The sequence below is a fragment of the Thioalkalivibrio sp. ALgr3 genome (assembly GCF_000377325.1).
Taxonomy (GTDB): domain Bacteria; phylum Pseudomonadota; class Gammaproteobacteria; order Ectothiorhodospirales; family Ectothiorhodospiraceae; genus Thioalkalivibrio.
Map to the genome: position 1 here is coordinate 421,921 of NZ_KB897976.1, position 12,973 is coordinate 434,893.

Here is a 12,973-nt window from a genome sequence, read left to right on the forward strand (position 1 = left end):
CGCCGTGCTCCATCTCGCCTCCACCGCGCGCCTGCTGGGGATCCTGCTCACGCTGTTCAGCCTGAGCATGCTGCCGCCCGCACTGGTCGGGTTTATCTACGACGAGTCCACCGCGTACGTGTTCATGCAGGCGTTCATCGTGCTGCTGCTGGTCGGCGGGATGCTCTGGGGGCCGCTGTATCGCGCGCATCGCGAACTGCAGCCGCGCGACGGGTTCATCCTGGTGGTGATGTTCTGGCTGGGTCTGGGCCTGGCCGGGGCGACGCCGATGGTGCTCGACCCGCATCTGAACGTCAGTTTCACCGATGCGGCCTTCGAGTCGATGTCGGGGCTGACCACCACTGGCGCCACCGTGCTGACCGGGCTGGACGACATGCCGAAGGCGTTGCTGTGGTATCGCCAGCAGCTTCAATGGATGGGCGGCATGGGCATCATCGTGCTGGCAGTGGCCATCCTGCCGCTGCTGGGCGTGGGCGGCATGCAGCTGTTCAAGGCCGAAACCCCGGGCCCGATCCGCGACAACAAGCTGACCCCGCGCATCGCCGAGACCGCGCGCAACCTGTGGTACATCTACCTCGGCCTGACGGTGGCCTGTGCGGTGGCCTACTGGGTCGCCGGGATGGAGGTCTTCGACGCGATCGCGCATTCCTTCACCACCGTGGCGATCGGCGGGTTCTCCACCTACGACGCCAGCCTTGGCCACTTCGATTCCGCCGCCATCGAGGGCGTGGCGATCGTCTTCATGCTGATCGCCGGGATGAACTTCGCGGTGCATTTCCTCGCCCTGCACCGTGCGTCGGTCGCGCCCTATCGGCGTGACGAGGAGCTGCGCACCTACCTGATCCTGATGGCCTCGGCGGTGGCCGTGGTGGTGGCCTACATGCTGGTGACCGGCTTTGCCGCGGACGGCGCGGACGCCTTCCGCCGGGCCGCGTTCCACGTGGTGTCCATCGGCACCACCACCGGTTACGCCACCGACGACTTCTACCTCTGGCCGGGGTTTCTGCCGGTGCTGCTGATCTTCCTGTCGTTCGTCGGTGGCTGCACCGGATCCACCGGTGGCGGCATCAAGGTGGTGCGCGTGCTGCTGCTGATGAAGCAGGGCATGCGCGAGGTGAAGCGCCTGATCCATCCGCATGCGCGCATCGCCGTGAAGGTCAACGGCAAGGAGGCCCCGGACCGCGTGGTGCAGGCGGTGTGGGGTTTTCTCGCGGCCTATGTGATGGTGTTCGTGGTGATGATGCTGGCGGTGATGGCATCCGGACTGGATCAGGTCACGGCCTTCTCGGCGGTGGCGGCCACCCTCAACAACCTCGGCCCCGGCCTGGGCGAGGTGGGGCCGAACTTCCAGTCCATCAACGACTTCAGCAAATGGGTGCTGATCCTCGCCATGCTGATGGGGCGTCTGGAAATCTTCACCGTGCTGGTGCTTCTGTCCCCGGCGTTCTGGCAGCGCTAGGGTAGGAGCGAATTCAAGGACAGGAGGTCGTCCATGTCACAGATGGTCGAACGTTTCCAGAACATGCTGGACGGAGGCGAGGACTCCGCGATGCTGCGTTTCTCGCTGGGCAACGCCCTGGTGACCGATGGCCAGCAGGAGGCGGCGGTGGAGCACCTCGAGCGCGCACTGGAGCTGGACGAGGGCTACTCCGCGGCGTGGAAACTGCTGGCAAAGACCCTGGTCGCCCTGGAGCGCCCGCAGCGTGCGCTGGAGGTCTGCGAGCGGGGCATGGCCATCGCCGAGGAGAAGGGCGACCTGCAGGCGGTCAAGGAAATGGAGGTCTCCGCGAAGCGCGCCCGCCGCCTGCTGGAGGCCGGGGGTGATGCGGACACATGAGCCGTGAGGATGCCCCCGGGGAGGAGGCGGACGTCGGTGCCTACCGGGCGCCGCTGACCGCGCGGCATTTCGCCCCCCGCTACTGGCTCACCTGGGTCGGCGTGGCGCTGGCCTGGGTGCTGCAGCAGATCCCGCGTTCGGCGGTGCAGGCGCTGGCCCGGGGCATCGGCCGCCTGCTGTACCGCCGCTCGGGGCGCAGCCGCCGGATTGCCGAACGCAATCTCGAGCTGTGCTTCCCGCAGCTGGATGCGGCCGAACGCGAGGCGCGGCTGGCCGCCTTCTACCGCTACCAGGCACAAACCGTGCTGGACTATGGCCTGCTGTGGTTCGGCAAGCCCGGCGAGCATGCCTCGCGCATCCGGGTGGACGGGCTGGAGCACTACGAACGCGCGCGCTCCGACGGGACACCGGTGATCATCCTCGCCCCGCACTCGCTGGGGCTGGATTACGGCGGGGTGCGCATGAGCCAGATGTATGACGGGGTCTCCTTCGCCAAGCCGATGAAGAACCCCGTGCTGGAGTGGATCAACCACCGCAGCCGCACCCGCTACTCCGGGGACATCTTCGCCCGCGAGCAGGGGCTGCGCCCGGCGATTCGCCAGCTGCGCCGCGGGCGGTTCTTCTATTACCTGCCGGACGAGGACCTGGGCGCCGACGGCGCGGTGTTCGTGGATTTCTTCGGTGTATCCAAGGCCACGCTGACCGCCCTGGGGCGGCTGGCGCGCATGTCGCGGGCGGTGGTGCTGCCGAGTTTCGCCTGGTACGACCTCGCCCGTGACGAATACGTGATGCGCCTGTGGCCTCCAATGGAGGACTTCCCCTCGGGCGACGATGCGGCCGATGCCCGGGCCATGAACGCCGCCGTCGAACGGGGCGTGGAACAGGCCCCGGCACAGTATCTGTGGACCCTGCGCCTGTTCCGCACGCGTCCCGAGGGCGAGCCTCCGCTCTACTGACCCATGCCCGAGGGCGATACCATCCACCGGCTGGCGGCCATGCTGCGCCCGCGCCTGGAAGGGGCGGCGCTGGAGGCGGTGGCGACCCGCGCCGGACGCGGCGAGCCGCTGCGCGAGCACGGCCCGATGCGGGCCGATGCGCTGCGCGCCCGCGGCAAGCACCTGCTGATGGAGCTGACCGGGCCTGACGATACGCCGTGGCTGCTGCGCACCCACCTCGGGATGTGGGGCACCTGGCACGAATACGCCCGCGGTGCGGAGTGGTCGAAGCCTCCGCACCAGGCCCATGCGGTGCTGACCCTCGAAGATCGGATGCTGGTGTGTTTCCACCCGCGCGAACTGGCCTGGCGCAGGATGCCCGCAGTGGGAGCGGAAGCGGCGGATGTCGAGCGTCTTAATGCCCGGGTGGGGCCGGACCTGCTGGCTACCGATGTGGATGTCGATGCGGTGGTAGCGCGGGTTCGCCGGGATGCGGCTGCGGACCGGCCGCTGGCGGACGTGCTGCTCGACCAGTCGCTGGCGGCGGGGATCGGCAACGTCTACAAATCGGAATTGCTGTTTCTGCATGGCTGTCACCCGCGGACCCCGGTCGGGCGGGTGAGTGACCCCGTGCTGCGGGCGCTGTATGCCGACGCGGTGCGGCTGCTGCGGCGCAACCTGCGCCCGGGGCCGCGGATCACGCGGGAGCGTGCGGAGCCGGATGCCTTCCTGTACGTCTACGGGCGTGAAGGCGAGGCCTGCCGGCGCTGTGCCGCCGTCGTGCGGCGGGCCCTGCTGGGGCAGCACGGGCGTGCGACCTGGTGGTGTCCGGTCTGCCAGCCGGAGGGCGTGGCGGGGTCGTCCCGGAACCCCGGTGGCGTTCGTTCGGACCAATGAGAACAGGCATCCACGGGGAGAGACGTCATGACGAAACCGGTTCACGTGCTGCGTCGCAGCCTGGCCGCGATGCTGGCCGGCAGTTTTCTGGTCGCGGGATGCTCCGGGGCCTCGGCCCCGTCGCCCGAGACGGTGGAGGCCTCGGCCGACGGGCTGTCGGTGGAGATCCTGCACGAGGGGCTCAATCATCCCTGGGCCATTGCGTTCCTGCCCGACGGTGGCGCGCTGATCAGCGAGCGCCCGGGCGCGCTGCGGCATTTCCCGGCCGGCGACGACGGCCCGGATTTTTCCGGTCGGGGTGAACTGGTGCCGGGGCTGCCGGATGACCTGCGGGCGCGCAATCAGGGCGGGTTGCTGGACCTGGCCCTGCACCCGGATTTCGCCGACAACCGCTGGCTGTACTTTACCTATGCGGCCAGCGTGGACGGCGGGCTGACCACGCGTCTGGCGCGCGGGCGTCTCGAGGACGGGGCCCTGAACGACGTCGAGACCCTGTTTACCGCCGAGCCGGGCGTGCGGGGCGGGCGCCATTTCGGCAGCCGCATCGTGTTCGACGACGACGCTCACGTGTTCATCAGCGTCGGCGACCGCGGGGACCGTCATCAGGCACAGGATCCCTCCAACCACATCGGTACCATCATCCGTCTGCATGACGACGGTACGATCCCGGCGGACAACCCGTTCGTGGATGATGCGGACCGGCGCGACGCGATCTGGGCGTATGGCGTGCGCAACTCCCAGGGCATGGTGATGGACCCCGAGACCGGCGTCCTGTGGGAGAACCAGCACGGTCCGCAGGGCGGGGACGAGGTCAACATCATCGAGCCGGGCAACAACTACGGCTGGCCGGTGATTACCCATGGCGAGGAGTACGGTGGCGGCCAGATCGGCGAGGGCATCACCGAGAAGGAGGGGATGGTCTCCCCGTTGCACCACTGGACGCCGTCGATTGCGCCTTCCGGTATGGCGATCCTGCGGGATCCGGCCTTTGCCGACTGGGACGGCGACCTGCTGGCGGGCGGGCTGGCCCACCGTACCCTGCGCCGTCTGACTTTCGATGATCGCGAGCTGGTCAGCGAGGTGGAGGTACTGCCCGATCTGAACCGCCGGGTGCGCGACGTGCGCGTACACGACGGCGCGATCTGGGTGCTGACCGATCATAACCCCGGCGAGCTGCTGCGGCTGCGCCCGGCCGGCGACCACGGGAGCGAATGATGTTCGGCGACTGGATGCAGCCGCAGATGTTGGAGCCCGAGAGCGCCCTGCCCGGACGGGCCGAGGCCATGCCGGTGCCGGAACGCCATGCGGTGCTGGGGACCCCGCTGGCGCCGCCGTACCCCGATGGCATGGAGATCATCCACTTCGGCATGGGCTGCTTCTGGGGCGCCGAGCGACTGTTCTGGCAGCTCGACGGGGTGTATTCCACCAGCGTGGGTTACGGCGGCGGGTACACCCCCAATCCGACCTACCGCGAGGTCTGCAGCGGCCGGACCGGCCATGCCGAACTGGTGCGGGTGGTGTTCGATCCACGCGCGGTGTCGACGGAGACCCTGTTCCGCACCTTCTGGGAGGGACATGACCCGACCCAGGGGATGCGTCAGGGCAATGATGTCGGGACCCAGTACCGCTCCGGGATCTACACCGTGGATCCGGTCCATTACGAGGCCGCGCTGGCCAGCCGCGAGCGCTTCAACGCCGCGCTGCAGGCAGCGGGACTGGGACCGGTCACCACCGAGATCCGCGAGCTGGAGGCCTATTACTTCGCCGAGGACTACCACCAGCAGTATCTGGCGAAGGTTCCGGATGGCTATTGCGGCCTGGGTGGCCTGCGCGTCGCCTATCCGTCCCCGGTCTGAGCGATCCGTTCGCGGGCCGCGGCCACCAGCGCGCGGAACAGGCGCTGGTGGCGGGCCTTCTGCGGCAGGTATTCGGGGTGCCACTGCACGCCGATACAGAAATCACGGCCGCCGGCCTCGATGGCCTGGACCACGCGCGAGGGTTCGCGTCCGACAACCTTCAGGTCGTGGCCAAGGCGGTCGACGGCCTGATCGTGCAGGGCGTTCACGCGCAGCGGTGCATCGCCAAGGATGGCGGACAGCCGCGAGTGCGGATCCAGTCGTACCTGTTTGACCGGCAAGAGGCTGCGGGCGTTGGGGGTCTCCGCGTGGAACGCGGCCAGGTCGCGATGCAGACTGCCGCCGCGCACCACGTTGATCAGCTGCATCCCGCGGCAGATGCCGAGGATCGGCAGGTGCTCGTCCAGCGCGTGGTGAATCAGGGATTTCTCCAGCCGGTCGCGCTCCGGGTCCAGCGATGACCTCTTCGACTGGAACAGCCGGCGCAGCAACCACAGCGCGGGATAGAAGGCGTAGCCGATCAGGCGCTGCGACAGGCGTTGCTCCGCCCGGCGGATGGCAGTGGTGTCAGGGCCCCCTGGCAGGGTTTCGCCATAAAGCCCGGGGTCGACGTCGGCCCCGCCGCCGACGATCAGCGCGTCGATGCGGCGGTTGCGGCGGGGGTGCCCGGGGCGGATGCGCAGGGGACGGCCGCCGGCCCGCCACACCGCCAGGGCGGTGAACAGCCACGCGGGCGTGCCGCCACGGTCCGGGCCGGTGACGGCGATCACCGGACGCTGCGGGCGCTCAGAACCAGGCACGCAGTCGCTGCATCCATTCATCGGTCCAGCGGCCAACTGCCTGGCCCGGGCGCTCCAGATACTCCCGCGCGAGCCGTTCCAGACGTTCGGGATGAGCGGCCAGCTGTTCCACTTCCACCCAGCCGTTCAGCGGGTGCGCCAGGCTCCAGGCCGGGTCGTCGATGCGGCAGTCCGGCAACCGGTAATGCAGGGCGGGACGCGGCTTGATCAGTTCGTGTTCCACCGGCGCCGCCGCAACGCGTTCGGGGTCCAGCTCCGCCAGTACCGGGAGCAGGTCCAGCGGACGGTTGCGCGTGGGGTTGTGCGCCAGCCAGGTGTCGATCAGCGATGCACGGTCCGGGGTGAAATCGGGATCGAGGATGTAGCGCACGAAGGCGCCCGGGAACGGCCGGATATAGGGCGACAGGCGGCGCGACAGGTCGATGGCCCCCGCCTGCGCGAGGATCTCGTACATGAGCACGAAGGCCCGCAGTACGGCCAGCAGCCATTCGGGCTCGCGGCTGTGGATCTCGATGTTCAGCTGCAGCCCGAACGCGTACAGCAGCGAGCGCTCGGTCCCCAGCGCGCCTTCCTGTTGCAGTGCGGCACGCACCCGGTCCAGTCGGGGCAGCTGCGCAGGTTCCAGGGGTGGCGCGACGATCTCGTGCGGGACCAGGCGCCCGGCGGCATCGGCCAGCCAGGCCTCCAGTGCTTCCTGGTCGCGGTCTTCCAGGTCGACCCCCAGGCGGGCCAGGTGCTCGCGATAGCCGCGGTCCTTGAGTACGCGGGCATCCAGCTCCAGCTGGAAATCCCCCGCGTCGCTGTCGCGGACATGCAGCACGAAGGCATGCTCGGCCTCGATTTGCCCGCCGAATTCGTCGATGATGGCGCGGGCCATCGTCTCCAGCGAGACGCCCGCCATCTCGATTTCCACGCCGACCCGGCGCAGGGCCCCCTCGGGGGTCCGGGTCCACGGCAGTGGCTGAAACGAAGTGGTGGACATGCGGCGGCTCTCCTGGCGACGCTGTTCGGTCGGACTGTCCGGGCATGGTAGCGCGTTGCGCCACGATCGCACGCCCCGGTGTACGCGGGCGGGGGCAGGCAGTACGATAAGCCCCTTCGCAACCCTGTGTCCCCGGTGTCCCGCATGGACCGTATCTATCTGCGCGATCTCGAAATCCCCGCCGTGGTCGGCGTCTACGACTGGGAACAGCGCATGCAGCGCCCGCTGCGCTTCGACATCGAGCTGGCGGCGGACACTCGCGTGGCCGCCCACTCCGGCGAGATCGAAGACACGGTTGACTACGAGGCCGTGGCCAACGCGGTGCGGGCCATCGTGACCCGCGAACCCCACATCCTGCTCGAATCCCTCGCCGAGGAGATCGCCGAGACCCTGATGGCGCAGTTCGGTTCGCCGTGGCTGCGCATTACCCTGGGCAAACCGGGCGCGGTGGCCGGGGTGCGCGAGGTGGGCATCACCATCGAACGCGGCTCGCTCGCCACCGACTGAGACCGAGCAGGCCCCGACCGACCGCCAGGACGCTTCCGCGCTTCCTGCTCCTGTTTCCCGCACAGATTTCCCGCACTGCTCCTTCCCGCGCGGCGCCCTTTCCGGTGGCGTCCCCGGCTCGTATTGCCCTCTTTTGGTGCGTCTGCACTTTGTGATTGCACCCGTTCGTGGCAATCACCCGTGGTTTGCCCGCAACAGCGTTGCATAAAACCGGATTTTGCCCCGTTTCACGTTTCTGGCACGCCCCCTGCAAGGAACGGGTGTCGACAAGCAGCGACATCCAGAAAACACGCAGAGGGAGTCAATCAATGAAGAAATTCGCCTATTCCGCCGTCGCCACCGCGATCCTGGCCGTCGGGTCCACCGGGGGTGTAGTCTTTACTTCCAGCGCGGCCGCCGAGGTGTCGGCCAATATCTCGATCGTGTCCGATTATGAACTGCGGGGCTTTTCCGAGACCGACGGAGGTGCCGCTATCCAGGGTGGTTTTGACTGGGAGCATGCCTCAGGCTTCTACATGGGCACTTGGGCATCTAATGTCGATTTCGGCAGTGCGTACGACGATGACGAACGTGTGACTGTAACGGACGACACCACTTACGAGCTGGATCTTTATCTTGGTTTTGCAGATTCATTTGATAACGGGTTCGGCTATGACGTGGGTTATGTCTACTACGCCTATCCGGATGCGTCTGTAACTACTGTTGACGAAGATGATGGGACGTCGTCCTCGTCTTCCGTCTCTTACGATTTCGGCGAGCTGGTCGGGTCGGTCAGTTATGACATGGACGTGATCGGCTTTTATGGCGGGATCCAGTGGGTAGTGACCGACAGCGCCTCGGAGTCGCTCCTCGAAAGCGACGACGTCTATTTCTACGGCGGCCTGGATGTGCCGTTCGCCGAGGTCTACAGCGCCGGTTTCATGGTCGGACGTCAGACGTACGACGACAGCGACAATGACGATTACACCCACTACTCCGCCAGCCTCGCCCGCGATGCCGGCGAGTTCGGCGAATTCAGCCTGAACCTGGCCTACGCCGATGTCGATGACGAAGACATGCGCGCCTGGGTGGGCTGGTCGAAATCCTTCTGATCGTTGAACCGGAAGCAAAACATCGTTGCGGGTCGTTGCCCCCCGGGCAGCGGCTCGCCGGAGAGGAGTCTGACATGAAGATGATTACTGCCGTGATCAAGCCGTTCAAGCTTGATGATGTGCGCGAGGCGATGTCCGAGATCGGTGTGCAGGGCATCACCATGACCGAAGTCAAGGGTTTCGGTCGCCAGCGCGGCCACACCGAACTGTACCGCGGTGCTGAATACGTCGTGGACTTTCTGCCCAAGGTCAAGCTGGAGGTTGCGGTGGATGACAGCCTGGTCGACCAGGTGATCGAAGCCGTTTCGAAGGCCGCGAGCACCGGCAAGATCGGGGACGGAAAGATCTTTGTCTCGCCGGTCGAGCAGGTCCTGCGAATCCGCACGGGTGAAACCGGAACCGAAGCGCTCTGAGCGCCCATCTCGGTCATTATTAGATGAGGTAATCCGAAAATGGATATCGAACAGCAAGTCGTCGAGGTGGCCTACGCCCTTGACACCTTTTACTTCCTGATGGCCGGCGCACTGGTCATGTGGATGGCCGCGGGCTTTACCATGCTCGAGGCCGGCATGGTGCGGACCAAGAGCGTGGCCGAAATCCTCACCAAGAACATCTCCCTTTATTCCATCGCCTCGGTCATGTACATGCTGATCGGCTACAACATCATGTACAGCGACGGGCTCACCTCGTTGATCCCGGGCCTGGGCTTCTTTATCACCGGTGACAACGCCGTGTCCGAGGTGCTGGGCAGCGGTGGCGACATCTACTACTCCGACCGCGCGGACTTCTTCTTCCAGGTGGTGTTCGTGGCCACCGCGATGTCGATTGTTTCCGGGGCGGTTGCCGAACGCATGAAGCTGTGGGCCTTCCTCGCCTTCGCCGTGGTCCTCACCGGCGTGATCTACCCGATCCAGGGCTTCTGGAGCTGGGGCGGCGGCATGCTGGACCAGATCGGCTATCTCGACTACGCCGGTTCGGGCATCGTCCACTTCACCGGTGCCGTGGCCGCGCTGGCGGGCGTTCTGCTGCTGGGGGCGCGCAAGGGCAAGTACGGCAAGGACGGCCAGATCAACGCGATCCCGGGCTCCAGCATGCCGCTGGCGACGCTGGGCGTGCTGATCCTCTGGCTGGGCTGGTTCGGCTTCAACGGCGGTTCCGAGCTCAAGGTGTCCGACGTTGAATCCGCGAATGCCGTGGCGGCCGTGTTCACCAACACCAACCTGGCCGCGGCCGGGGGCGTGATTGCCGCGCTGATCACCACCCGCCTGATGTTCGGCAAGGCCGATCTGACCATGGCCCTGAACGGCGCGGTTGCCGGCCTGGTGTCCATCACCGCCGAACCGCTGATGCCCAGCCCGCTGCTGGCGACCTTCATCGGCGCCGTGGGTGGCGTGATCGTGGTCTTCTCCATCGTCGCGCTGGACAAGGTCAAGATCGATGACCCGGTGGGTGCGATCTCGGCCCACGGTACGGCCGGCATCTGGGGCGTGCTCGCGGTCCTGCTGTCCAATCCGGACGCCACCTTCGTGGCGCAGATCGCGGGTCTTGCGGCGATCTTCGTCTTCGTCTTCCTCGCCAGCCTGCTGGTCTGGTTCATCCTCAAGATGGCCATGGGCATCCGCCTGGGTGAAGAGGAAGAAGAGATCGGTGCCGACGTGACCGAGTGCGGCCTCGAGGCCTACCCCGAGTTCACGAACAAGTAACGCGAAACCCATAGCCTGTACGCAGGCTGGACGGGGCCGGAAGGCCGGCCCCGCAACTTGTCTCCTCCGACGCCGACAGCACGGTCTCTCCCAGGACCCGGAAGTTGGCCTTCAGGGCGCCCTCGCGGCGCCCTCTTTTTTTGCGATGGCCCGTGCGGTTCCCGACGGTTACCATCATGCGCTCGTCCCCACGAGTGATGTCATGCAGCCCCTGCTGGAAATTCGTCAATTGCGCACCGACCGCCTCGGCCCGGTGGACCTGCGCGTGCAGCCCGGCGAGCTGGTGCAGATCACCGGCGCCTCCGGCGCGGGGAAGTCGCTGCTGCTGCGCGCGATCGCCGACCTGGATCCGAACACCGGCGAGGTGTGGCTGGACGGGGCGGCGCGTGACGCGCTGACGCCCCCGGAGTGGCGCCGGCAGGTGGCCTACGTCCCGGCGGAGACCGCCTGGTGGGGCGATCGCGTGGACGAGCATCTGCCCGCGGACTGGGCGCGCGACGATGCCGAGTCCTTCCTCGAGCATCTGGGGCTGGAACACGGCGCCCTGGACTGGGAGGTCGAACGACTGTCCAGCGGCGAGAAGCAGCGTCTGGGGCTGCTGCGGGCCCTGCTGACCGGTCCGCGCGTGCTGCTGCTGGACGAACCCACCGCCAACCTCGACCTGGAGAATACCCGCCGCTTCGAGCGGCTGGTGCGGGCCTGGATGGCCGAACGCGAAGCCGCGGCCCTGTGGGTCACCCACGACACCCAGCAGCGCGACCGTCTGGGCGGGCGCATCCTGACGCTGAGTGACGGCCGGCCGGAGGGCACATCATGGACCTGATCCGGCTCAGCCCGTTCGACCTCGCGCTGGCGGCGGTACTGGTGGTGCTGCTCGCGGGCGTGACGATGTGGGCCCGCATGGGCGTGGGCCGCACCCTGCTGGTCGCCGCCGTGCGCACCGTGATCCAGCTGTTGCTGGTGGGCCTGGTGCTGCAGACCCTGTTCGATCATGCCCACCTGGGCTGGGTCGCGCTGATGGCGGTGGTGATGCTGGCGGTGGCCGGCTACGAGGTGATGGCCCGCCAGCAGCGACGTTTTGCCGGGATCTGGGGCTACGGGATCGGCGCGGCCACCATGTTCGTGTCCTCGTTCGCGATTACGGTGCTGGCACTGACCACCATGGTCGGCCCCAGCCCGTGGTGGGAGCCGCAGTACGCGATCCCGCTGCTGGGGATGCTGCTGGGCAACACCATGACCGGCATCGCCCTGGGCCTGGACCGGCTCACGCAGAACGTCTGGCGCGAGCGGCGCACCATCGAGGGCCGGCTGGCGCTGGGGGCGTCGTGGAGCGAGGCCGTCACCACCATGCGCCGCGAGGCGGCGCGTTCCGGACTGATGCCCACCATCAACGCGATGGCCGCCGCGGGCATCGTCAGCCTGCCGGGCATGATGACCGGACAGATCCTCGCCGGCGCCCCGCCGGTGGAGGCGGTCAAGTACCAGATCCTGATCATGTTCCTGATCGCCGCCGGCACCGGCTTCGGCGCCATCGGCGCGGTGTGGTTCGCATCCAGCCGCCTGTTCGACCACCGCCAGCGTCTGCGCCTGGACCGTCTGAAGCCCGGACGCCACACCTGAAGACGAACGAACGGAACGCGTCAGACGGTCAGGTGCTCCCGGACCAGGTCATCGCTCAGTTCGCCCATCTCGCCGCCGGCCACGATCTGGCCGTTGTTGATGATGTCGAAGCGGTCGGCGGTGGCCCTGGCAAACGGCAGCTTCTGTTCGACCAGGAGGATCGTCAGGCCCATCTCGGTGTTGAGCAGCCGGATGACGTCGCTGATCTCGCGCACGATGTTCGGCTGGATGCCCTCGATCGGTTCGTCCAGCAGCAGGATGGAGGGGTTCAGCACCAGGGCACGGCCGATCGCCAGCTGCTGTTGCTGCCCGCCCGACAGGTCGCCACCGCGGCGGCGTGCCATGTCCTTGAGCACCGGGAAGAGTTCATACACCCGTTCCGGGATGTCGCGGGAGCGTTTGCTGGCGAGGGCGACCTGCAGGTTTTCCTCCACCGTCAGGCGCGGGAAGATCTCCCGGCCCTGGGGCACGTAGCCCAGACCCAGCCGCCCGCGTTCGTGGGGCTTGCGGCGACTGATGTCCTCGCCCTGAAACAGGATCTTTCCGCCCGCGATCGGCAGCAGGCCCATCACGCATTTCAGGAGCGTACTCTTGCCCATCCCGTTGCGGCCCATCAGGCAGTTGGTCCTGCCTTCAAGGATGTCCAGGTCGATGTCGCGCAGGATGTGGCTGCCGCCGTAATACTGGTTGAGGCCTTCGATCCGAAGCACGTTCAGGTCCTCCCGTGGAATGTTCGAGACGCGGG

The 12,973-nt window shown here is 67.2% G+C and carries 15 protein-coding genes; 12 read left to right on the forward strand and 3 right to left on the reverse strand.

The features are described 5' to 3' along the window. Nucleotides 1-4: 4 nt before the first annotated feature. Genes C998_RS0102070 through msrA form a run of 6 tightly spaced genes read left to right on the forward strand, consistent with a single transcriptional unit; the run spans nt 5 to nt 5,525 of the window. Nucleotides 5-1,459, forward strand: a complete 1,455-nt coding sequence (locus C998_RS0102070) for a TrkH family potassium uptake protein (protein ID WP_018869186.1) — start codon at nt 5-7, stop codon at nt 1,457-1,459. Nucleotides 1,460-1,492: 33 nt separating this feature from the next. Beyond that, the gene (locus C998_RS0102075; RefSeq protein ID WP_018869187.1) at nt 1,493-1,837 is read left to right on the forward strand and encodes a tetratricopeptide repeat protein; all 345 of its coding nucleotides are present in this window, start codon (nt 1,493-1,495) and stop codon (nt 1,835-1,837) included. Then, on the forward strand, nt 1,834-2,793 hold the full coding sequence (locus C998_RS0102080) for a lysophospholipid acyltransferase family protein (RefSeq protein ID WP_018869188.1): 960 nt from the start codon (nt 1,834-1,836) through the stop codon (nt 2,791-2,793). The genes C998_RS0102075 and C998_RS0102080 overlap by 4 nt, the downstream gene beginning before the upstream one ends. A 3-nt stretch (nt 2,794-2,796) precedes the next feature. Then, nucleotides 2,797-3,669, forward strand: coding sequence for a DNA-formamidopyrimidine glycosylase family protein (locus C998_RS0102085; protein ID WP_018869189.1), 873 nt, complete (start codon nt 2,797-2,799; stop codon nt 3,667-3,669). A gap of 27 nt (nt 3,670-3,696) precedes the next feature. Next, on the forward strand, nt 3,697-4,884 hold the full coding sequence (locus C998_RS0102090) for a PQQ-dependent sugar dehydrogenase (protein WP_018869190.1): 1,188 nt from the start codon (nt 3,697-3,699) through the stop codon (nt 4,882-4,884). Next, the gene (msrA, locus tag C998_RS0102095; RefSeq protein ID WP_018869191.1) at nt 4,884-5,525 is read left to right on the forward strand and encodes a peptide-methionine (S)-S-oxide reductase MsrA; all 642 of its coding nucleotides are present in this window, start codon (nt 4,884-4,886) and stop codon (nt 5,523-5,525) included. The genes C998_RS0102090 and msrA overlap by 1 nt, the downstream gene beginning before the upstream one ends. Here msrA and C998_RS0102100 read toward each other — a convergent pair. Together C998_RS0102100 and C998_RS0102105 are read right to left on the reverse strand one after the other, a co-directional pair. Further along, nucleotides 5,507-6,295: a gamma-glutamyl-gamma-aminobutyrate hydrolase family protein gene (locus tag C998_RS0102100; protein WP_018869192.1), complete on the reverse strand. Its 789-nt coding sequence runs from the start codon at nt 6,293-6,295 to the stop codon at nt 5,507-5,509. The genes msrA and C998_RS0102100 overlap by 19 nt on opposite strands. 16 nt (nt 6,296-6,311) lie before the next feature. Continuing rightward, nucleotides 6,312-7,307 (reverse strand): amidoligase family protein, encoded by a 996-nt coding sequence (locus tag C998_RS0102105; protein WP_018869193.1) that lies wholly within the window; start codon nt 7,305-7,307, stop codon nt 6,312-6,314. Nucleotides 7,308-7,451: 144 nt separating this feature from the next. On the opposite strand from C998_RS0102105, the gene folB reads away from it, so the two are divergent. The 6 genes from folB to fetB all read left to right on the forward strand — a co-directional run bounded on the left by folB (nt 7,452) and on the right by fetB (nt 12,228). Then, a complete protein-coding gene (folB, locus tag C998_RS0102110) occupies nt 7,452-7,814 on the forward strand; it encodes a dihydroneopterin aldolase (protein ID WP_018869194.1) in 363 nt (120 codons plus the stop codon). 308 nt (nt 7,815-8,122) lie between these two features. Then, nucleotides 8,123-8,905, forward strand: coding sequence for a TorF family putative porin (locus C998_RS0102115; RefSeq protein WP_018869195.1), 783 nt, complete (start codon nt 8,123-8,125; stop codon nt 8,903-8,905). Nucleotides 8,906-8,979: 74 nt separating this feature from the next. Then, complete coding sequence (gene glnK / locus C998_RS0102120) at nt 8,980-9,318, forward strand: P-II family nitrogen regulator (protein ID WP_018869196.1); 339 nt, start codon at nt 8,980-8,982, stop codon at nt 9,316-9,318. Nucleotides 9,319-9,357: 39 nt separating this feature from the next. Beyond that, the gene (locus C998_RS0102125) at nt 9,358-10,608 is read left to right on the forward strand and encodes an ammonium transporter (RefSeq protein WP_018869197.1); all 1,251 of its coding nucleotides are present in this window, start codon (nt 9,358-9,360) and stop codon (nt 10,606-10,608) included. Between the two features lie 202 nt (nt 10,609-10,810). Next, nucleotides 10,811-11,431, forward strand: coding sequence for an ATP-binding cassette domain-containing protein (locus C998_RS0102130; protein WP_018869198.1), 621 nt, complete (start codon nt 10,811-10,813; stop codon nt 11,429-11,431). After that, a complete protein-coding gene (gene fetB, locus C998_RS0102135; protein ID WP_018869199.1) occupies nt 11,422-12,228 on the forward strand; it encodes an iron export ABC transporter permease subunit FetB in 807 nt (268 codons plus the stop codon). Before C998_RS0102130 ends, fetB begins: the two co-directional genes overlap by 10 nt. Nucleotides 12,229-12,248: 20 nt before the next feature. On the opposite strand, the gene urtE is transcribed toward fetB, so the two are convergent. Further along, on the reverse strand, nt 12,249-12,938 hold the full coding sequence (urtE, locus tag C998_RS0102140; protein ID WP_018869200.1) for an urea ABC transporter ATP-binding subunit UrtE: 690 nt from the start codon (nt 12,936-12,938) through the stop codon (nt 12,249-12,251). Nucleotides 12,939-12,973 lie beyond the last annotated feature (35 nt).